General features: G+C 38.8%; 19 protein-coding genes. 1 reads left to right on the top strand and 18 read right to left on the bottom strand.

The window, feature by feature from the left end; genetic code table 11:
• Positions 1-100 precede the first annotated feature (100 nt).
• The 3 genes from MKZ18_RS14965 to MKZ18_RS14975 all read right to left on the bottom strand — a co-directional run bounded on the left by MKZ18_RS14965 (position 101) and on the right by MKZ18_RS14975 (position 3,037).
• Entirely contained in the window at positions 101-310 is a 210-nt protein-coding gene (locus MKZ18_RS14965) for a YlzJ-like family protein (protein ID WP_025908582.1), read from the bottom strand.
• Complete coding sequence (locus MKZ18_RS14970; protein ID WP_025908581.1) at positions 307-1,068, bottom strand: ClpP family protease; 762 nt, start codon at positions 1,066-1,068, stop codon at positions 307-309. Before MKZ18_RS14970 ends, MKZ18_RS14965 begins: the two co-directional genes overlap by 4 nt.
• Before the next feature lie 307 nt (positions 1,069-1,375).
• Positions 1,376-3,037 (bottom strand): ribonuclease J, encoded by a 1,662-nt coding sequence (locus MKZ18_RS14975; RefSeq protein ID WP_341344571.1) that lies wholly within the window; start codon positions 3,035-3,037, stop codon positions 1,376-1,378.
• 232 nt (positions 3,038-3,269) lie between these two features.
• On the opposite strand from MKZ18_RS14975, the gene MKZ18_RS14980 reads away from it, so the two are divergent.
• Positions 3,270-4,420 (top strand): IS3 family transposase gene (locus tag MKZ18_RS14980; protein ID WP_144594449.1). Its coding sequence is split into 2 segments (ribosomal slippage): positions 3,270-3,543 and positions 3,543-4,420, totalling 1,152 coding nucleotides; the frame shifts between segments, so codons are not numbered across the junction.
• A 59-nt stretch (positions 4,421-4,479) separates the two neighbouring features.
• On the opposite strand, the gene dapA is transcribed toward MKZ18_RS14980, so the two are convergent.
• The 15 genes from dapA to infB all read right to left on the bottom strand — a co-directional run bounded on the left by dapA (position 4,480) and on the right by infB (position 20,197).
• Entirely contained in the window at positions 4,480-5,352 is an 873-nt protein-coding gene (dapA, locus tag MKZ18_RS14985) for a 4-hydroxy-tetrahydrodipicolinate synthase (protein ID WP_025910557.1), read from the bottom strand.
• 80 nt (positions 5,353-5,432) lie between these two features.
• Complete coding sequence (gene dapG / locus MKZ18_RS14990) at positions 5,433-6,659, bottom strand: aspartate kinase (protein ID WP_025910558.1); 1,227 nt, start codon at positions 6,657-6,659, stop codon at positions 5,433-5,435.
• Between the two features lie 40 nt (positions 6,660-6,699).
• On the bottom strand, positions 6,700-7,743 hold the full coding sequence (gene asd / locus MKZ18_RS14995; RefSeq protein WP_061784560.1) for an aspartate-semialdehyde dehydrogenase: 1,044 nt from the start codon (positions 7,741-7,743) through the stop codon (positions 6,700-6,702).
• 185 nt (positions 7,744-7,928) lie between these two features.
• Positions 7,929-8,522 (bottom strand): dipicolinate synthase subunit B, encoded by a 594-nt coding sequence (locus tag MKZ18_RS15000; protein ID WP_025910560.1) that lies wholly within the window; start codon positions 8,520-8,522, stop codon positions 7,929-7,931.
• On the bottom strand, positions 8,522-9,421 hold the full coding sequence (dpaA, locus tag MKZ18_RS15005) for a dipicolinic acid synthetase subunit A (RefSeq protein ID WP_076512250.1): 900 nt from the start codon (positions 9,419-9,421) through the stop codon (positions 8,522-8,524). The genes MKZ18_RS15000 and dpaA overlap by 1 nt, the downstream gene beginning before the upstream one ends.
• A gap of 230 nt (positions 9,422-9,651) precedes the next feature.
• Positions 9,652-9,885, bottom strand: a complete 234-nt coding sequence (locus MKZ18_RS15010; RefSeq protein ID WP_035320336.1) for a YlmC/YmxH family sporulation protein — start codon at positions 9,883-9,885, stop codon at positions 9,652-9,654.
• Positions 9,886-10,275: 390 nt separating this feature from the next.
• Entirely contained in the window at positions 10,276-11,520 is a 1,245-nt protein-coding gene (locus tag MKZ18_RS15015; protein WP_025908935.1) for a M16 family metallopeptidase, read from the bottom strand.
• A 71-nt stretch (positions 11,521-11,591) separates the two neighbouring features.
• Complete coding sequence (locus MKZ18_RS15020; RefSeq protein WP_076512249.1) at positions 11,592-12,563, bottom strand: polysaccharide deacetylase family protein; 972 nt, start codon at positions 12,561-12,563, stop codon at positions 11,592-11,594.
• Positions 12,564-12,683: 120 nt separating this feature from the next.
• On the bottom strand, positions 12,684-14,810 hold the full coding sequence (pnp, locus tag MKZ18_RS15025) for a polyribonucleotide nucleotidyltransferase (protein ID WP_025908937.1): 2,127 nt from the start codon (positions 14,808-14,810) through the stop codon (positions 12,684-12,686).
• A 171-nt stretch (positions 14,811-14,981) separates the two neighbouring features.
• The gene (rpsO, locus tag MKZ18_RS15030; RefSeq protein ID WP_025908938.1) at positions 14,982-15,251 is read right to left on the bottom strand and encodes a 30S ribosomal protein S15; all 270 of its coding nucleotides are present in this window, start codon (positions 15,249-15,251) and stop codon (positions 14,982-14,984) included.
• Positions 15,252-15,397: 146 nt separating this feature from the next.
• Entirely contained in the window at positions 15,398-16,354 is a 957-nt protein-coding gene (gene ribF / locus MKZ18_RS15035) for a bifunctional riboflavin kinase/FAD synthetase (RefSeq protein ID WP_025908939.1), read from the bottom strand.
• Positions 16,355-16,382: 28 nt separating this feature from the next.
• Positions 16,383-17,297 carry a tRNA pseudouridine(55) synthase TruB gene (gene truB / locus MKZ18_RS15040; RefSeq protein WP_076512248.1) on the bottom strand — a complete coding sequence of 305 codons (915 nt, stop codon included), beginning with the start codon at positions 17,295-17,297 and terminating at the stop codon, positions 16,383-16,385.
• A 101-nt stretch (positions 17,298-17,398) separates the two neighbouring features.
• A complete protein-coding gene (rbfA, locus tag MKZ18_RS15045) occupies positions 17,399-17,764 on the bottom strand; it encodes a 30S ribosome-binding factor RbfA (RefSeq protein ID WP_025908941.1) in 366 nt (121 codons plus the stop codon).
• Positions 17,765-17,879: 115 nt separating this feature from the next.
• Complete coding sequence (locus MKZ18_RS15050) at positions 17,880-18,158, bottom strand: DUF503 domain-containing protein (RefSeq protein WP_061784566.1); 279 nt, start codon at positions 18,156-18,158, stop codon at positions 17,880-17,882.
• A complete protein-coding gene (infB, locus tag MKZ18_RS15055) occupies positions 18,155-20,197 on the bottom strand; it encodes a translation initiation factor IF-2 (protein ID WP_061784567.1) in 2,043 nt (680 codons plus the stop codon). The genes MKZ18_RS15050 and infB overlap by 4 nt, the downstream gene beginning before the upstream one ends.
• Between the last annotated feature and the right edge of the window lie 14 nt (positions 20,198-20,211).

The raw sequence follows: 20,211 nt of genomic DNA on the forward strand, positions 1-20,211 counted from the left end.
CTTATTCATATAAACTGAACAAAAAAGCAGCCATTACTCGGCTGCAACATACTCATTTATTATTATACCATATAGTTTTAGTAAAATTATACTCAAATCCTTACGACAGAATTTGACCAGGATAATATTTTTTGTCTAAATAATGCTGAGGGTCTGTGCTTAAAATACGTACAATTTGCTGTTGATTGTATTCGTTTTCTTCTACAAGCATGGAAATGCCATTATACTGCATCATTTTCTGTTTTGGAAGCTCGGCTTGTGTTGTATCGGGATAAATTAGCTCTTGGGGCATCATTGTATACAAAATCATTGCAATAACTGGTTCTCCTGTTGATGTTGACCCTTCTGTTCAATAAGCTCATTAAGCTTTTTAATAGCTTGACCTACCCCGCCAACTTCATCAATTAATCCGTATTCAACTGCATCGGCTCCCACAACATTTGTTCCAATGTCTCGTGTTAGATTACCTTTTGAAAACATAAGCTCTTTAAATTTTTCTTCGGTAATATTTGAATGATGCGTAACGAAATTGACCACCCGTTCCTGCATTTTATCTAAGTATTCAAATGTTTGAGGTACGCCAATAACTAAGCCCGTCAAACGGATTGGGTGTATTGTCATTGTAGCAGTGCCAGCAATAAAGGAATAATGAGTGGATACTGCAATTGGGACTCCAATTGAATGTCCTCCTCCAAGCACAATTGATACTGACGGTTTTGAAAGAGAAGCAATCATTTCAGCAATTGCTAAACCAGCTTCTACGTCTCCACCTACCGTATTTAAAATAATTAATAAACCCTCAATGTTAGGGTTTTGCTCAATCGCTACAATTTGTGGAATAACATGCTCGTATTTTGTCGTTTTATTTTGAGGCGGTAGCTGCATATGCCCTTCTACTTGCCCTACAATTGTTAAACAGTGAATCTTTGAATCCTGTGGCATCTGTGCAACGTTTGTTTGTCCTAGCTGCTGAATTTTATCCAAAATACCACCTTTAGTATTCTCTTCACCTTTTTCAGGTTGCTGTGGTGCTGTTTCTGAAGAATTCATTTCATTGGGTTCAAACATCATTTTGCTCCTTTCCAACAATAATATTGTTAGTATGAGCTTTTCTTTTTTATTAAATCCATCGCTTTTACAATTCATACTGTTTCTTAATAAAAAGAGTCCAAATGCTTCTTTTTCAAAGGCGAACTCTGACTGTTCTAAACGAGTTAGGTTGAAAGTACAAGTTTACTCCATTGCGCTGCAGTCACTCACTTTCCACTCTTTTTTAAACTTGCTTTCCTACTCACCAAAAAAATCCGAGCTATTGAGAGTTAACTCTCAATAGCTCGGATATGTCATTAGCTTTTACCTTCCAGCCTCTTAACTCTTATATTTCCATGATAATTGGTAAAATCATCGGTTTACGTCTTGTTTTTTCATATAAAAACTGATTTAACGCTTCGCGCATTTTTAATTTTAAAGATGACCATTCAATCACTTTTTCTTCCATGCACTTTGCTAAAATCTCTTCAACCACTTTTCCTGCCTCTGTAAGTAGAGCTTCCGATTCTCTTACATATACAAACCCTCGAGAAATAATTTCCGGTCCTGCCACAACAGTACGCTGCTTCTTATTGATTGTAACCACCACTGTTAAAATTCCATCTTGTGATAGCAAGCGACGATCACGTAAGACAATATTACCAATGTCACCCACACCTAGTCCATCTATTAACGTATTTCCTGCATAGATACGTCCTGATGGCTGCATGCGACCGTCTTTATACTCAATTACCTCACCTTTATCAAGTACAAAAATTTCATCATCAGCTAAGCCTATTTCCTTTGCAATTTTTTCATGTGATTTTTGCATACGATATTCGCCGTTTACAGGGATTAAGTATTTAGGATTCATTAAATTCAACATGAATTTTAGTTCTTCTTGACTGCCATGCCCAGAAGCGTGAACTTGCTTTTGGCTATGAACGACGTTTGCTCCTAAGCGACTAATAATGTCGATTACTTTTGCAAAGATTACTTCATGGCCCGGAATTGGTGTTGCAGCAATTAGCACCGTGTCGTCTTTTTTCACTTGAATAAATTTATGAGATTGTTTGGCCATGCGATGTAATGCTGCCATTGGCTCTCCTTGATGCCCTGTCGTTAGCACAACCGTTTCGTGCTCAGAAATATCGCGAAGCTTTTGCACAGGGACAATTAAATCTTCGGGTATTGATAAGTGTCCAAGTTCCACTGCGATTTCAATTGTTTTCATCATACTTTTTCCAACTACAACTAGCTTGCGATTGGTTTCATACACTGCCTGAATTACCTGCTGAATCCGCTGAATGTTTGAGCTATATGTCGCTACAATAATTCGTCCTTTTGTATGATGGAACAGCGAAGCAATCTCTTGACCAATTACAGCTTCAGATGTTGTATATCCAGGCTTTTCAGCATTGATACTATCAGATAGCAAGCACAATACTCCTTGCTCACCAATCATCGCCATTTTTCCAATATCAGGTTTTTTTGACAAACGATTTTGATCGAAAATAAAGTCTCCTGTATGTACGATTGCGCCATGTGAAGTATGCAAACAAATGCCTACTGAGTCAGGAATACTGTGGTTTGTTCGGAAAAATGAAACGCTTACGTTCTCAAACGAAAGACGTGTCGATGAGCTGATAACGTTTAACAATGAGAAACTATTTAGTCCAACCTCTTTCATTCTTTCTTTTACTAACGCAAGGGTAAATTCCGTTCCATATACGGGCACTTCAAGTTTTTTTGAAATAAATGGAATAGCACCAATTTGTTCTTCGTGACCATGCGTTAAGAAAATAGCTTTTACACGTTCCTTATTTTCAATTAAATACGAAATATCAGGAATCACCATATCAATTCCAAGCATATCCCCGCCTGGAACCTTTGCTCCTGCATCTAGTACATAGATATCGTCGTTCACCTCAACGATGTACATATTTTTACCGATTTCTCCTATACCACCCAAAGCTGAAATTTTAATATTTTCTGTCTTTTTATTCAATTCCGTTTCCTCCCAAAATCATAGACCCGTCCATAATCTCATTTGTCTTCATTATAACTGATGACAGAATTGGAATACAAGAAATTTCATCCATGCTTTTCTAATGAATAAAAAAAGCCCCCTGCATTCTTTTACGAAGGGACTGACCCCATAAAGTGAGACAAATAAAAAACACCTTTAAGTTGAAAACTGGGTATGTAGTACCTAACAATCACTTGGAGGTGTTTTTTCTATGGGAACAAGAGTCAGTTATCCAGTCGAAATAAAGTTAAAAGCGATTGAAATGAGGTTAGCCGGTGTACCTGTAAAAGAAGTCTTATCACAACTAAACATTCGGAATCCTACCCAATTAAAAACATGGATGAAGTGGTATCAAAATGGGGATGTACACCGGTTGGAACAGCCAGTAGGCAAGCAATATGCCTATGGAAAAGGTCCTGATTTTGAAAACGAGACAGCTAAGTTAAAGACTGAGAACCGACAATTAAAGCAACAAATCGAGATTTTAAAAAAGTACAAGGAATTGGAAAGGAAGTGGTACCAGAAATCGCAGTGAACCTAGTGGAAGAGTTAAAAGAACAAATCCCTATTTATCAAATCTGTTTCCATCTTGGTATTCCTCGGTCCACTTACTACCGTTGGAAGCAGCATAGTCAACAGGATACACGAAAGAAATGGATGGAACAGCAAGTGGGTGAACAATGTCGTGCACACAAGTTTCGATATGGCTATCGGAAGATCACAGCTGTACTCAAGCGAACCATGAAGATTAACCACAAGTTTGTGCAGCGTACCATGCAGAAATACGGTTGGCAATGTCGCGTTAAACGGAAGAAACGGCAGCGAACAGGGCAACCTTATCAGGTTGCAGAGAATATATTAAATCGTGACTTTCGAGCTGAACGCCCTCTTCAAAAGCTTGTGACCGATATTACGTACTTGCCTTTTGGGCCGAAACCATTGTATCTTTCAAGTATTCAAGATTTATTTAACGGAGAAATTATTGCGTATTCCATTGGTGATTGTCAAAATGTCGCGTTTGTTTTAGACACGCTTAACCAACTCCCTTCTCTACCGGAAGGGTGCACGTTGCATAGTGATCAAGGCTCTGTGTACACATCGTATGCTTATCAACAAACAATTAAAGAGAAAGGCATTATCATGAGTATGTCCCGAAAAGGGACGCCTGCAGATAATGCCTCAATTGAATCGTTTCATTCCTCACTAAAGTCTGAAACGTTCTACCTTGACGAGTTGACATACACTACGACTACCATCATAGAGCAAACCGTCAAAAGCTATATTACGTATTATAACCATGCCCGTATTCAAACAAAATTAAACAACCAGTCTCCTGTACAATACAGAAAACGGGTTGTTTAAAAGGTGTTTTGATTCCTGTCTCAAAAACAGGGGTCAGTCCCGAATGAGGAGGCTTTTTATTATAGCGTGTTAAGCATTTTTCGTAATGATTCACGCTCAGGTTCAGTTAAAGGAACAAGTGGTAAACGTACAGATCCTACGTCTAAACCTTTAAACTGCAGAGCCGTTTTTACAGGTGTTGGGCTTGGAGCAGAGAAAAGAGCCTTCATAACAGGCAATAATTTACCATGTAGTTGAGCTGCTTCTTTTACTTTACCCGTCTCAAATGCTGATACCATCGCTTGCATCTCGTTACCTAATACGTGAGACGCCACAGAAATAATACCATTACCACCAATTGATAATACCGGCAACGTTAAACCGTCATCGCCACTATAAAGCGCAAAGTCATCAGCTGTATTGTTAATAATAGCTGTCATAGCGTCAAGATCTCCGCTTGCATCTTTAATTGCTACTACGTTTGAAAGCTCTGACAAGCGTACAATGGTAGTAAGCTCCATGTTAATAACAGAGCGACCTGGAATGTTATAAAGCATCACAGGAAGCTTTGTGCTCTCTGCAATTGCTTTAAAATGCTGATATAAACCTTCTTGATTTGGTTTATTGTAATACGGCGCAACGATCATTACAGCATCTACGCCAATTTCTTCAGCTTTTTTTGTTAGCTCAATCGATGCATACGTGTTGTTACTACCAGTTCCAGCTACTACTGGAACACGACCTGCCGCTACTTTAACTGAGTGTCTAAATAGAGCTAGCTTTTCTTCTGTGGATAACGTTGGTGATTCACCCGTTGTTCCAGCAATGATTAAAGAATCTGATCCATTCTCAATCAAATAGTTAATTAACTGTGTTGTTTTTTCAAAATCAATGTTTCCCTTATGATCAAAAGGGGTTACCATAGCCGTTGCTACTTTACCAAAATCAATCATGTCTTCACTCCTTGACGTTCAATTATCTCCATTGGTAAACAACTCCATCAACAATATTTAATTGATGGAGTCTGTTTACTTTATTGAGTTACTTTTGATAAATCAAAAGCACGGTGAAGTGCATTAACTGCTTTCTTCAAATCCTCTTCTTTTACAAGTACCCAAATTGTTGTGTGACTATCAGCTGATTGTAAAATTTGAATTCCTTCGCTTGCAAGCGCCGTTACAATTTTAGCCGTTACGCCAGGCACACCGGCAATCCCTGCACCTACGATAGATACCTTAGCACAATTGCGGATAACAGAAGGCTCGTAACCAAGCTCTTGTAAAACCGCAATCGCTTTATCTGTTGATTCTTCAGTAATAGTGTACACAACACCTTTTGGTGAAATATTAATAAAGTCCACGCTAATCTTTTCCTGAGCCATAGCTTTAAATACTTCAGCCTGCGTGTCGTAATAACCGTCCTTACTGAATACCTTAATTTGTGTCACATTGGATACGTGAGCAATGCCTGTTACAAGACGCTCTTGGACATCGCTTCCACGCTGTTGAGCCGCACTATGGGAAGTCACTAGTGTACCTTCAGAGTCAGCATAGGTTGAACGTACGCGCATTGGTACTTTGGCCTGCATAGCAATTTCAACAGCTCTTGGATGAATAACCTTCGCACCTTGATATGCCATGTTACAAATTTCATTATATGTCACAACCGATAGCGGTCTTGCATCTTCAACAATGCGTGGATCTGCTGTCATTACCCCTTCGACATCTGTAAAAATGTCAATGTATTCAGCTTGTAATGCAGCTCCTAAAGCAGAAGCAGACGTGTCGCTACCTCCTCGACCTAACGTTGTTGTATCACCGCTTTCGTTTGCTCCTTGAAAGCCTGTTACTACCACGACATCATACTCTTCTAATTCTTCTATTATACGGTCACATTTCATTTCAATAATCTTGGCATTAGTAAAATCACTATTCGTGATAAAACCAGCCTGAGCACCATTTAGAGCTGTAGCCTTTATGCCATTTTCGTTTAATAAGTTAGTGAATACAACGGAAGAAATTAATTCTCCACAAGCCATTAACATATCTAACTCTCGTTTATTCACAGAAGCCTTATTACCATTCACAAGTGATAACAGCGTATCCGTTGCATATGGTTCGCCTTTACGTCCCATTGCAGATACAACTACCACTACTTTGTAACCTTCTTTTTGTGCATTTTTCAGATGATGAATAGCACGTTCTCTTCCTTGTTCATTACGAACGGAAGTTCCTCCAAATTTTTGGACGATGATTTTCATACTTACACCTCATTAATACTCTGAAACACGCTAGTTGCGCTTATTTTACTAAGCCAAGCTTAATAAGTGACTCTGCAATTTGTACAGAATTCCAAGCTGCACCTTTTAATAAGTTATCAGATACAATCCACATATGGAAGCCATTTTCGTGATCTAAATCTTTACGGATACGACCAACGAATACTTCACGCTTGCCTACGCAGTCTGCAGGCATTGGATATACTTGATTCTCTGGGTCATCTTGTAAAACGATACCAGGTGCATCAGCTAGTAATTTTTTCACATCAGCTACCGTTGCATCATTGTTTTCAATTTCAATATAAACTGACTCTGAATGTCCTGTAACAACCGGTAAGCGAACACAAGTAGCAGCTACTGGTAGTTCAGGCATGCTCATAATTTTTTTCGTTTCGTTAATCATTTTCATTTCTTCGAATGTAAAGCCGTTATCTTGGAACTTATCAATCTGAGGAATAGCGTTAAAAGCAATTTGGTAATGCTTTTTATCCCCACCAACTGGTAAAATTTCTGGCGTGAATTCTTTTTCGTCCAGGATTGCTTGTGCTTGTTCCTTTAATTCATTAATTGCTGCGGCACCAGCACCTGAAACAGCTTGATACGTCGATACAATCACTTTAGATAAACCGTATTTTTCACGCAGTGGCTGCAGTGCTGCTACCATTTGAATCGTTGAACAGTTTGGATTTGCAATGATTCCATTATGTGCTTTTAGTGCTTCTTCGTTTACTTCTGGCACAACTAAAGGTACGTTTTCATCCATACGAAATGCGCTTGTATTATCAACTACAATCGCTCCACGTTTCACTGCTTCCGGTGCTAACGCCTTGGAAATGCTTCCTCCTGCGCTAAATAAAGCAATATCTACTCCTTCAAAGCTCTCTGGCTTTGCTTCTTGAATGATTATTTCTTCTCCATTATAAGTGACTTTCTTACCCGCTGAACGAGCTGAAGATAATAATGTTAATTTGCCAATTGGAAGATTACGCTCTTGTAGAGTTTTTATCATTTGTTGTCCTACTGCACCTGTTGCTCCTACTACTGCTACATGTAATTCTCTTGTCATTTTAATACCGCCTCCAACAATTTTCAACTACTCAACATTTTTCTGCATATACTGACTATTTTAACATAATACCTTATTTTATTGCGCTAAAGAAGAGAAGATTTTAAAATCTTCTCTTCTTTTTTCACCTTTGACAGAAATATATTCTTAAAATTACTTTATGATGCGGCGCGCTACTTTGTTTCTTAATCGCGAAAACGCTCCACGACAACAGGTTGAATTTGTTTCCCTTCCAATGCCGCATACACCGTATCAGAAAGCATCGGCATACGAGCTACCATTGAGTTTGGCTTTGAAATAGGATCATCTTGACCAAATGGAATAAAGTAAATGTTTTTAGTAGCCATTAGTCGCATTAAGTTTACACCATTTAGACCCAATGCGTCATTGGTTGAAATACCTAAGACAACAGGCTTATTATTACGTAGCGTTGCTTTTGCAGCCATTAGAACTGGGGATTCGGTCATAGCATTCGCAAATTTACTCATTGTATTTCCAGTAATTGGAGCAACTACCATGCAGTCAAGTGGAATTTTGGGTCCTAATGGCTCTGCTTTTACAATGGTATTGATAACAGAGTTCCCGGTAACTTCTTCAATTTTTCGAATCCAATCTTCTCCATCTCCAAAACGTGTATTTGTTGATTGAACAGTATAAGATACCACAGGCATTACTTCTGCTCCTAAATTGACAAGCTTTTCAATTTCTGGCATTACTGCATCGTACGTACAGTGAGAGCCCGTTAAACCAAAACCAATTCGTTTTCCTTTAAGTGACATTATTGTTTCTCCTCCCTTTGATCAGCAGCTTCTTTCAGTAACGTCACAATGACATTGGCAACGATTTGTCCTGCTGTTTTTGGTGCCACGATTCCAGGAAGTCCCGGTGCTAGAATCGCTTTAATTCCTCTTTTTTCAGCGTAGCGAAAATCAGTACCTCCAGGCTTTGATGCAAGGTCCACTACAAGAGCATGCGTTGGAATATTGGCTAAGACACTAGATGTCAAAACCGGATATGGAATCGTATTAATACAAATATCACTATCCGTTATTTCTTGAGCTAAATCCTTTAAATGAAACGGTATTAACCCCATTTCGCTAATGCGTGCTAAATGCTCTGATTTACGCGCACCAACCTTTACATTTGCTCCTAATGCTGCAAACGAGCGCGCCACACTCATTCCTACTCTTCCTAATCCAAGAACGGATATATTCGCTCCATGTATTGTAAAGTCTGTATGTTGAATGACCAGCATAATTGTCCCCTCAACTGTTGGAATTGAGTTGTAGATAGCAACATCGTCACGCTCAAACAGCTGAATGAGTGTTCGATTTGTCTTTTGAACAAGGCTATTTAAATAATCATTACTAATTCCTGAATAAATGGTACAATGCGCAGGAGTACTAGCTAAGATCTCTTCTGTTAAAATTACTTTTTCATTTGAAAAGATGGTATCGACTTGCCCTTCATGATTTGTACCTGGTACAGGCAAAATAATGGCATCGACATCGGAAAAATTTAGTTCATCAATTTGATATTTGGTCGCACCAGTAAAGCCGTGATCAAGCTGATCAAACCCTATAAGCGATGTTTTTGCATCTAATTGGATGAGCTTTCGTATGACCTCAAGCTGTCTTGCATCACCACCAATGACAGCTATGTGCAAATCCGTTAACATGTGTCTGTTCACCTTCTTTAATATTAAATAGAGACGTCTAGTTCTTTAAAATTATAGATATCATAGAATCATTCATTACCATTAGATACCTATTGCATTTTCTTCAACATAGTATGTAAACAACTGAGAATCGGTGAATCTTTCTCCGCATTGTATGACAAATATTCGAGTCCAAAAAAAGCATGGCTACTAACAGCCATGCTTTTCTACTATTCAATCGATGTATTTTCTTATTGTTCTAAATTAACTATAACCATATCGGTTCCTATCTTTTCAATATGAGACCATGGTACTCTTACATCACTACCCTGCTTTCGGAAACCAAACCATTTCATAGAAGGAATTAATAGCGCTTTTATTTGGCCCTGCTCATTAAATTCTAAGTCCGTTTGCCCCAGTACGCCAAGGCGTTCAGCTCGCTTTAAATCCACAATTTCCTTACCGCTTAGTTCACTTAACCTCATAAACCTCTCCCCCTTATAACTAGTTTATCAATGAACATAGTAAAAACATGACAAGAAAATAAAAAAGTGTGGGACAAAACGAAATGTTTCTTTCTCAAAGACGAGTTATGTCTTTTCTAAGGTAGTTAGGTTATAATAACAGGTTCGTTTCGTTCCATTCCGCTACGGACACTCGCTTTCCGCAGGGAGGAATCTGAGCCTCCTCGCTGCGGAGTCTCAGCTCTTCCTCTAGTCCCCCTAGGAGTCACATGCCTTACGCTCCATTCCACTAATTCTTTAAAATTAGTTTCCTAATCAACAAAAAATCCGAACTATAAAAGAGTCGTTAACTCTCAATAGTTCGGATAGATCATTGACTGAAATACTTATGTTCCAGCCGCTTTCGTACTCTTATTTTTTATTCAATCCTTTTGGCATTTCACCGCTAGGGCTAATTAAAGATAGTGCAAAATCATCTTTGAAAATAGAACGTGCCAATGAATTAACGCTGTCAATTGTCACATTGTTAACTAGATCTAAAATTTCATCTAATGAGCGATGATGACCCAACATTAGTTCATTTTTTCCGTTACGACTCATACGACTATTTGTGCTTTCTAGACTCAGCATTAAGTTTCCTTTTAACTGCTCTTTACTGTTAGCAAGCTCTTTCGCCGTAATCCCTGTGTCTGTAAGCTCTGTAAGCGTATCTTGAATTGTATCATACAGCACATCAAGCTGATTGCTACCTGTTCCACCATAAATAGTCACAAGGCCACTATCACGGTAGGAAGAATGATAAGAGAAGACCGAATAAGCTAATCCACGTTGCTCTCGTACCTCTTGGAACAAGCGACTGCTCATACTTCCTCCCAATACGTTATTTAAAACGATTAGGCTATACACATCTTTTCCACCAATTGGAAGCCCTTCGAAACCTAAGCATAAATGCGCTTGTTCTGTATCTTTTTTGCGAGCGATGTGATTTGTATGAAAAGCTGGCTGTACATACTGATGGGCATCATATGATGAAGTGTATGTACCAAAATACTTTTCAACTTCTTTAATAAAAGAATCATCTACGTTACCCGCTACTGAAATCACAACATTTTCAGGAATGTACATTTTTTCCATATAGCTACGAAGCGAATCACCGTTAAACGTTTTTAACGTCTCTTCCGTTCCCAAAATTGGATATCCTAACGGATGGTCACCATACACAGCTTTACCTAATAAGTCATGTACGATGTCGTCTGGGGTATCTTCATACATCTTAATTTCTTCGTATACTACATTTTTCTCTCTAGCTAACTCTTCTTCATCAAAAGCAGAGTTAAAGAACATATCTGCTAGCACATCAAGCGCTTGATTGGAATGTTCATCTAACACTTTTGCATAGTAACAAGTATATTCCTTTGATGTAAAGGCATTAACTTGTCCTCCAATTTGATCAAAGCTCTCTGCAATGTCACGAGCAGAGCGTGTCTTAGTACCTTTAAAAAACATGTGCTCTAAAAAATGTGAGACACCATTAATTTCTGGATGTTCACTTCGAGAACCGGTCCCAATCCAAACTCCAATCGCTACCGAACGAACCGTTGGGATATTTTCAAGCACAATTCGCACACCATTTTTGCATGTATGTCGAGTAATCAAGCTAACTCCTCCTTTGTCATTTGCTTCATTTTAATGAGATACGTTTATAAGAAAAATACGCTTGATATCCGTTAATCTTTACGATAACTGACCATTCTTTCTTCATCAAGCAGCATCGTTACCGTCGTAACATCTAACCCTTTTTTCTCAATATCCGTTAACAGCTGATCCAATGAATTCGCTGTAGTCTCAGTAGGATGCATCAGCACGATTGCACCTGGATGAATTTTTTTCATCACGCGATTAATCAGCACATCTTTTGTTGGCTTTTGCCAATCAATTGTATCTACTGTCCACATAATTGTACTCATTTTTTGCTCTGAAGCTAACGTTACTACTTCTTTTCGAAAGCTACCGCTTGGGGGCGCAAACCACTTTACTTTCTTACCAGTAGTAGCCGTAATTACTTCATTCGTTTTCTTTAATTGATCAACAATTTGTCCTGATGATAATGTAGCCATGTTAGGATGCGAGTAGGAATGATTTCCAACTTCATGTCCCTCATCTACAATCATCTTTGCCAACTCAGGGTTATTTTTAACCCATCTTCCTTCTAAAAAAAACGTTGCTTTTGCATCGTGCTTCTTTAAAGTTTGAAGCATATCTGGTAAATATTCATTTCCCCAGGCCACATTTATCGTAAACGATACCATAGGCTTTTCAGGGTGTCCACGATAGATAGCTTCAGATGGAAGATCATCTAAATGCACCTTTGGCTTTATTTGTTTATAAACCAGCTTGTCTTCATTAAACTTACCGCTTTTTTTCATATTCTCATAGGAAGCCTTTACATCTACAGCGATTCCATTGTAACCCGGCGTTTTCTTCCAGACTGGGTCAATGGCTGCATTAGAAGGCTTAACGTTATATATCTTTGCTTTCTCGGCAATCTTCTGATATAGGTCGTTTCTTTCGACACCAGCTTGCTCAACCGTTGTCTGAAATGCTTCCACATAATCAGTAGCAAACGGATTATAAATTGATTTATATGTAATTGCAAGTAAAAATAAAAATGCAGTAAATTGAATGATTGAACGTTTCACTTATCCTTCCCCCTTTTCCATACAAAGTATGTAGAAAAAGGACAAGGTAGAACAGCGTCTTCAAGCCAATGTAATAAAACCCCCACATCAGTTAGACTGCGTGGGGGAATAACAAGGCAATTATTTTGTTTCTTTTGCCTGCTCTTCTTTTTCTTTTTGCTCTTTCAGAACTGCTTTCCTTGATAAGTTAACGCGACCTTGCTTGTCGATTTCCATTACTTTTACAAGAATTTCATCACCGATAGCAACAACGTCTTCCACTTTACCAATACGTTCTTCAGCAAGCTCAGAAATATGAACAAGGCCATCTTTACCGCTGAAAATTTCAACAAATGCACCAAACTTCTCGATGCGTTTAACTTTACCTAGATACATTTGTCCAGCTTCAACTTCACGAACAAGATCTTCAATGATTTTCTTCGCTTTTAGGTTCATCTCTTGGTCAATTGATGAGATAAAGATTGTACCATCTTGTTCAATATCAATCTTAACACCAGTTTCTTCAATGATCTTATTAATTTGTTTACCACTTGGTCCAATAACATCACGAATCTTGTCTGGATTGATTGCCATCGTCAAGATTTTCGGAGCGTACTGAGACAGCTCTTCACGAGGTGTATTAATTGTAGAAATCATGTGATCTAAGATCTGCATGCGTCCTTTTTGTGCTTGTTGAAGAGCCTCTTCTAAGATTTCACGAGATAGGCCATCAATTTTAATATCCATTTGTAACGCAGTAACACCTTTTGCTGTTCCCGCTACTTTAAAGTCCATATCACCTAAGTGATCTTCCATTCCCTGGATATCAGTTAAAATTGAGTAATGCTCACCCGATTTAATAAGACCCATTGCAATACCCGCTACAGGAGCTTTAATTGGAACCCCAGCATCCATCATTGCAAGCGTACTTGCACAAATACTTGCTTGAGACGTTGAACCGTTTGATTCTAACACTTCAGATACAAGGCGGATTGTGTATGGGAAATCTTTTTCTGTTGGAATAACAGGCTCTAATGCACGTTCACCAAGTGCTCCATGACCGATTTCACGACGTCCAGGTCCACGCATTGGTCTTGTCTCACCTACGCTGAAAGAAGGGAAATTATAGTGATGCATAAAGCGTTTAGATTCTTCTACGCTTAAGCCATCTAGAATTTGCACATCTCCAAGCGCTCCTAGTGTACAAATGCTAAGTGCCTGCGTTTGTCCACGCGTGAATAACCCAGAGCCGTGTGTACGCGGCAATAAGCCAACTTCAGATGATAATGGTCGAATTTCGTCAATGCTTCGACCATCTGGACGCACTTTTTCTTCTGTAATTAGACGACGCACTTCGCTTTTAACAAGCTTAGATAAGATCTCACTGACTTGACCTAATACATCAGCTTCAACTTGTTGCTCTTCAAACTGCGCAATTACCGCTGCTTTTACTTCGCTAATTGCTTCTTCACGAGCATGCTTTTCTTGAACTTGAACAGCTCGGTTCATGTCTGCTTCTGCAATTTCACGCACTTGTCTTTCTAAGTCTGCATCTACTGTATAAAGTTGCACTTCCATTTTCTCTTTACCAACAGCTGCAACAATTTCTTCTTGGAATTCAATTAACTTCTTAATTTGGTCATGTCCAAACATAATTGCTTCTAACATCACTTCTTCTGGTACTTCATCTGCACCAGCTTCAACCATGTTAATAGCGTCTTTTGTTCCAGCAACCGTTAAATGAATATCGCTTTTTTCTTGGTCTTCTACACCTGGATTTACAACAAATTTACCGTCTACACGCCCTACGATAACCCCAGCAATTGGGCCTTCGAATGGAATATCAGAGATAGAAAGTGATAAAGAAGAACCAAACATAGCGGCAACTTCAGACGAGTAGTTTTGATCTACACTCATTACAACACTTACGACCTGTACTTCGTTACGGAATCCATCTGCGAATAGCGGACGAATTGGACGGTCAATTAAGCGGCTAGCTAAAATAGCTTTCTCACTTGGACGACCTTCACGCTTAATAAATCCACCTGGAATTTTACCAACTGCGTATAAACGCTCTTCATAGTTAACTGTTAAAGGAAAAAAATCTACGTCTTTCGCTTGTTTTGAAGCTGTTGACGTGCTTAATACTACTGTGTCTCCATAACGAATCAGTGCTGCTCCGTTAGCTTGCTTTGCTAATTGACCAACTTCAACCTCTAGCCTTCTACCGGCTAGTTCCATGGAGAACACTCGTTTTTCTTGTTCCATATCGACGAGTACCCCTCTCTACATATAAAATATATGTATGTAAATAAATGTGATAGTTTTATTATAAACGAAATACTAAAAAACAATAGCTTTTTTCACATTATGTAGCATCTTTTCAAAACATCTAAATGTACATACTAAAAAAGCGGGAATGCTCCCGCTTTCTTCTTATTATCGACGTAAACCAAGCTTGTTGATTAGATCACGATAACGAGTAACGTCTTTGTTACGAAGATAGTTAAGTAAGTTACGACGTCTACCTACCATTTTTAGAAGTCCACGACGAGAGTGGTGGTCCTTCTTGTGAGTACGTAAATGATCGTTTAGATTGTTAATTTGCTCTGTTAGGACAGCGATTTGAACCTCTGGAGATCCAGTATCGTTTGCATGAGTTTTGTACTCATTAATGATTTCATTTTTACGCTCTTGTGTGATAGCCATCCTATTCACCTCCTTGTTTATAAACCCCAGTTACCGAGCAAGACGTTGGTGAATCGTCATGCCAAGCAATGGTTGTTTTGCATACAAGTGTTATATTACTACTTTCTTTTCAAAAAAGCAAGAAAATCTCTGCTTTTTCTTTTAGTTTATTGTACGTTTTTTGAAACACCTAAAAAGTACTGGTTTGCTTCTTCTTTATCTAATGAAATTTGTTCAATTAGCGCTTCAATTCCAGAAAATTTGCGCTCACTACGAATGAGCTTATGCCAACGAACTCTTACATGCTCACCGTAAATTTGCTTGTTAAATGATAGAAGGTGCACTTCAATTGTGGGCTTTTTTAAGTCTTCATGAAATGTTGGTTTATATCCTATATTGCATACTCCTTGATACCATTGATTATTTAGCTCTAACTCCACTGCGTATACGCCTGTTCTTGGCAGGAGATAATCAGCGGCTAAGGAAACATTTGCCGTTGGAAACCCAATTTGCCTGCCTCTTTTTTCACCATGAACGACCGTTCCTTCTACTTCATAATTACGTCCAAGCAGCAATTTCACTTTCTCCATTTCACCATCAGCTAAGAATTGTCTAACTAACGTTGAGCTTACTTTCTCTTCATTTGTTGTTAGCTTATCTACGACCGTCTGCGTAAACTGTGAACGAGAGTGAAAAGGTAACGTTTCCATCGTCCCTTTTCCTAGCTTACCATATGAATAATCGAATCCTGCTACAACATGCTCTACGTTTAAGCCGATAATATACTGATCAACAAACTCTTGTGGTAATAAAGATGCAAACGCCCGATCGAAATGCACTATATATAAAAAGTCAATTCCCAGTTTTTTAATAAGTCGTTTTTTTTCTTCTAAAGGTGTAATCATATCAACGTGCTGAACGTTTTTCCCAAGAATGACGGATGGATGAGGTGTGAAAGTCATCACTGCGCTCGCTACATTTTTCTCATCAGCGATTTGCTTTGCTGTTTTAATCACTTGCTGGTGCCCCAAATGTACACCATCAAAAAATCCAAGAGCTAAAACAGAACGCTGTACAACCTCTCGTCCTAAATGATGTGGATGTCGAATCTCTATCGTTTCCAAAACGCACTTCACCTTTTCCTTAACCAATTCAGTCGATTGCTAAGACTTTTACCGGTTTAATTAAATGTTTTTTTGTGGGATGCTGCGCATAAATCGCCATGCATTTTCCAGCTGAATCCACCATTAGAAATTGCCCCTCGAGTAAAGATTCATCTTCTGGACATGGTAATACCGCACCGTTTCTCACTTTCTCTGCTAATGTATCATTTATTTTGAATTTCGGCAAATGAAAGAGCGCACGCTCAATAGGATGTAAAAGTGATTGAATTGTTCCTTCTTCTACTGCTAGTTCAATCTGTTCAAACGTTAAGCAATCCTCTAAAGAAAACTGACCTGATCCTGTTCTTTTTAAATAAGACATATGAGACGGGTAACCAAGTTTCTCACCGATCATAACAGCAAGTGTTCTAACATACGTTCCTTTACTACAGGTCACACGGAAGCGAAATGAAATGTTTTCGCCCGTAAATACATCTCGGTCATCAAGAAGTTCAAACTGATAAATTTGAATAGTACGCGCAGGTCTTTCAATCTCAATCCCTTGCCTTGCGTATTCATATAACTTTTTACCATTAATTTTTACGGCTGAATACATGGGAGGAACTTGTTCAATCGTCCCCGTTAAGGATTTAAGAACCTCTTCAATTTGAGCACGCGTAAACGTCGCATTTATCTCTTTTCTTTCCACCACATCACCAGATGAGTCTTCCGTCGTGGTAGAAAAACCAATAGTGACTTCCCCTTCATACGTTTTTGTTGCACCTGTTAAATACTCTACAATTTTGGTTGCGCGACCGATACAGATGGGGAGTACACCTGTTACATCTGGGTCAAGCGTGCCCGTATGACCTACTTTTTTTGTTTTTAGTAGCTTTCTAACTTTAAAGACACAGTCATGAGACGTCATCCCCGCTGGCTTATTTAAAACTAAAACACCATCCAACTTACTCAACTCCTTTTCCTCCATAAAAAAGGTGCCTCAAAAAGCACATGTACTTGTTGAGACACCCTTTATCATGCTCATTTGAGCACCCTAATCATCCATTAATTATGGTCTTGCTCATCGTTGCTTTCTTTTTTAATTTCATGAAGTAACGACTCAATCCGATTACCATAATCAATTGACTCATCAAATTCAAATGTAATTTCAGGTGTTTTACGTAAGCGAATGCGCTGACCAATCTCTGAGCGAATAAAGCCTTTTGCTTTTGCAAGACCTTTTAACGTATTCTCACGCTGCTCAGCATCTCCTAATACAGAGATATATACTTTTGCTTGCTGCAAATCGCCTGAAACCTGAACGTCCGTAACCGTTACAAAGCCGATGCGTGGATCTTTAATCTTTCGATTTAAAATCTCACCTAGCTCTTTTTTCATTTGTTCACCGACTCTAGTTGCTCTAATTTTCATACTGTGTCACCCCTTTTATACCACTTCAACAGGCTGACTGCTATTAAATCAGCTTGAAAAACCCAATTGGTTCCAACACTTCATCAACAGAAAAATTTTCTGCTTATAATCGGTATTATAACCAATCAAAGGTTGTAATAGTGCGTTCGATTTCTGGAAAAGAATCCATTAGAGCAATTGCTTTTTGTAATTCTTGTTCCGTTGCGATGCGACTAGATGAAACTGCAACTATGCTAATTTTTGTACGCTGCCACACATCTTGAAAATCTGTTTCGGATACCGATACATTATACTTTTGTTTTAGGCGCATTAAAATCCGCTGTAAAACCGCTCGCTTATCCTTTAGTGAGGCCGCGTTATAAATTAAACATTCACATTCCACTAATCCAATCACTTAGGATCGATTTGCTCCATTACATATGCTTCAATAACATCGCCTTCTTTAATGTCATTGAAGTTTTTAATTGTAATACCACACTCGTAGCCTTGAGCTACTTCTTTTGCATCATCTTTGTATCGTTTTAGGGCATCAACTTCACCTTCAAAGATAACGATACCATCACGAATTAAACGGATGCTGCTGTGGCGCGTAATTTTACCTTCTGTGACGTAACCGCCGGCAATTGTACCAATTTTAGATACTTTGAACGTTTGACGAACTTCAACTTGACCAATAACTTTTTCTTCAAACTCAGGATCAAGCATTCCTTTCATCGCTGATTCAATCTCTTCAATCACTTTGTAGATAATACGATGTAGACGAATATCTACTTTTTCAGCTTCTGCCGTGCGTTTTGCACCTGCATCTGGACGTACGTTAAATCCAATTACGATTGCATTAGAAGCTGTTGCTAAGATGATATCAGATTCTGTAATTGCACCTACACCAGTGTGAATGATGCGTACGTTTACGCCTTCAACATCAATCTTTTGTAAAGATGCTGCTAAAGCTTCAACAGAACCTTGTACGTCAGCTTTTACGATTAAGTTTAAGTCTTTCATTTCACCTTGCTTGATTTGCTCAAATAAATCATCCAAGCTTACGCGCGTTTTTTCACCACGCTGTTGTTCAAGCTGCTTTTGAGCACGTAGCTCACCGATTTGACGAGCTGTTTTCTCATCTTCAAACACCATGAAGCGGTCACCAGCTAACGGTACATCGTTTAGACCTGTAATCTCAACTGGAGTTGAAGGACCAACCTCTTTCACGCGACGACCGATGTCGTTTACCATTGCACGAACACGACCGAACGTATTTCCGACAACGATTGGATCTCCAACTTTTAGTGTTCCATTTTGAACAAGTAAAGTAGCTACTGAACCGCGGCCCTTATCAAGCTGTGCTTCGACAACCGTTCCAACAGCACGACGATTTGGGTTTGCTTTTAATTCTTCTACTTCACTTACCAATAGGATCATTTCAAGAAGCTGGTCAATACCTTCTCCTGATAGAGCAGATAGCTTACAGAAGATTGTATCGCCACCCCATTCTTCCGCTACCAATCCGTGTTCCATTAGTTCTTGCATAACGCGGTCTGGGTTTGCTGCTTCTTTATCCATTTTATTAACAGCTACGATAATTGGTACTTCAGCAGCTTTCGCGTGGTTAATTGCTTCAATTGTTTGTGGCATTACACCATCATCAGCTGCAACAACAAGAATTGTAATATCTGTTACTTTTGCTCCACGCGCACGCATTGTTGTGAACGCGGCATGTCCTGGTGTATCTAAGAACGTAATCTTCTTCTCTTCTACCACAACTTGGTAAGCACCGATATGCTGCGTGATTCCACCAGCTTCTCCAGCCGTTACCTTCGTGTTACGAATTGAATCTAATAGCGTTGTTTTACCATGGTCTACGTGACCCATAATTGTAACAACTGGTGGACGAATTTGAAGGTCTTTCTCATCGTCAATGATTTCCATTGCTTCAAAATCAGTTGCGTCTAACACAACTTCTTCTTCCACTTCTACGCCATACTCACCAGCAATTAATTCAATTGCTTCTTTTTCAAGCTCTTGGTTGATTGTTGCCATAACCCCAACCATGAACAGCTTTTTAATAATCTCTGAAGGCTCTTTGCCTAACTCTTTTGCCAATTCAGAAACTGTTAAACTTTCAGAGTATGTGATTTTTTCAGGAAGTTCTTTTGGTTGTGCCGGAGCCGGTCTTCCTTTTCCTCCCTGAGGCTTTCTATTACCTTTTCCACCTTTGTTGGCAGCAGGTTTTGCTGGCTTTTTGTTGCCTTTTTTATCATTATTATTTGGTTTTGAATTATTATTTAGTGCTGCATCTAGTTTTTTCACATGCTCATCCTCTAACGTTGTCATGTGGTTAGACACTTCAACATTCATTTCTTTTAATTTTTCTATAACGTCTTTGCTTGAAATATTGTATTGTTTTGCATATTCATGTACGCGAACTTTACTCAATATTTTCACCCCCA

Source organism: Priestia sp. FSL W8-0001 (assembly GCF_038050335.1).
GTDB classification, from domain to species: domain Bacteria; phylum Bacillota; class Bacilli; order Bacillales; family Bacillaceae_H; genus Priestia; species Priestia flexa.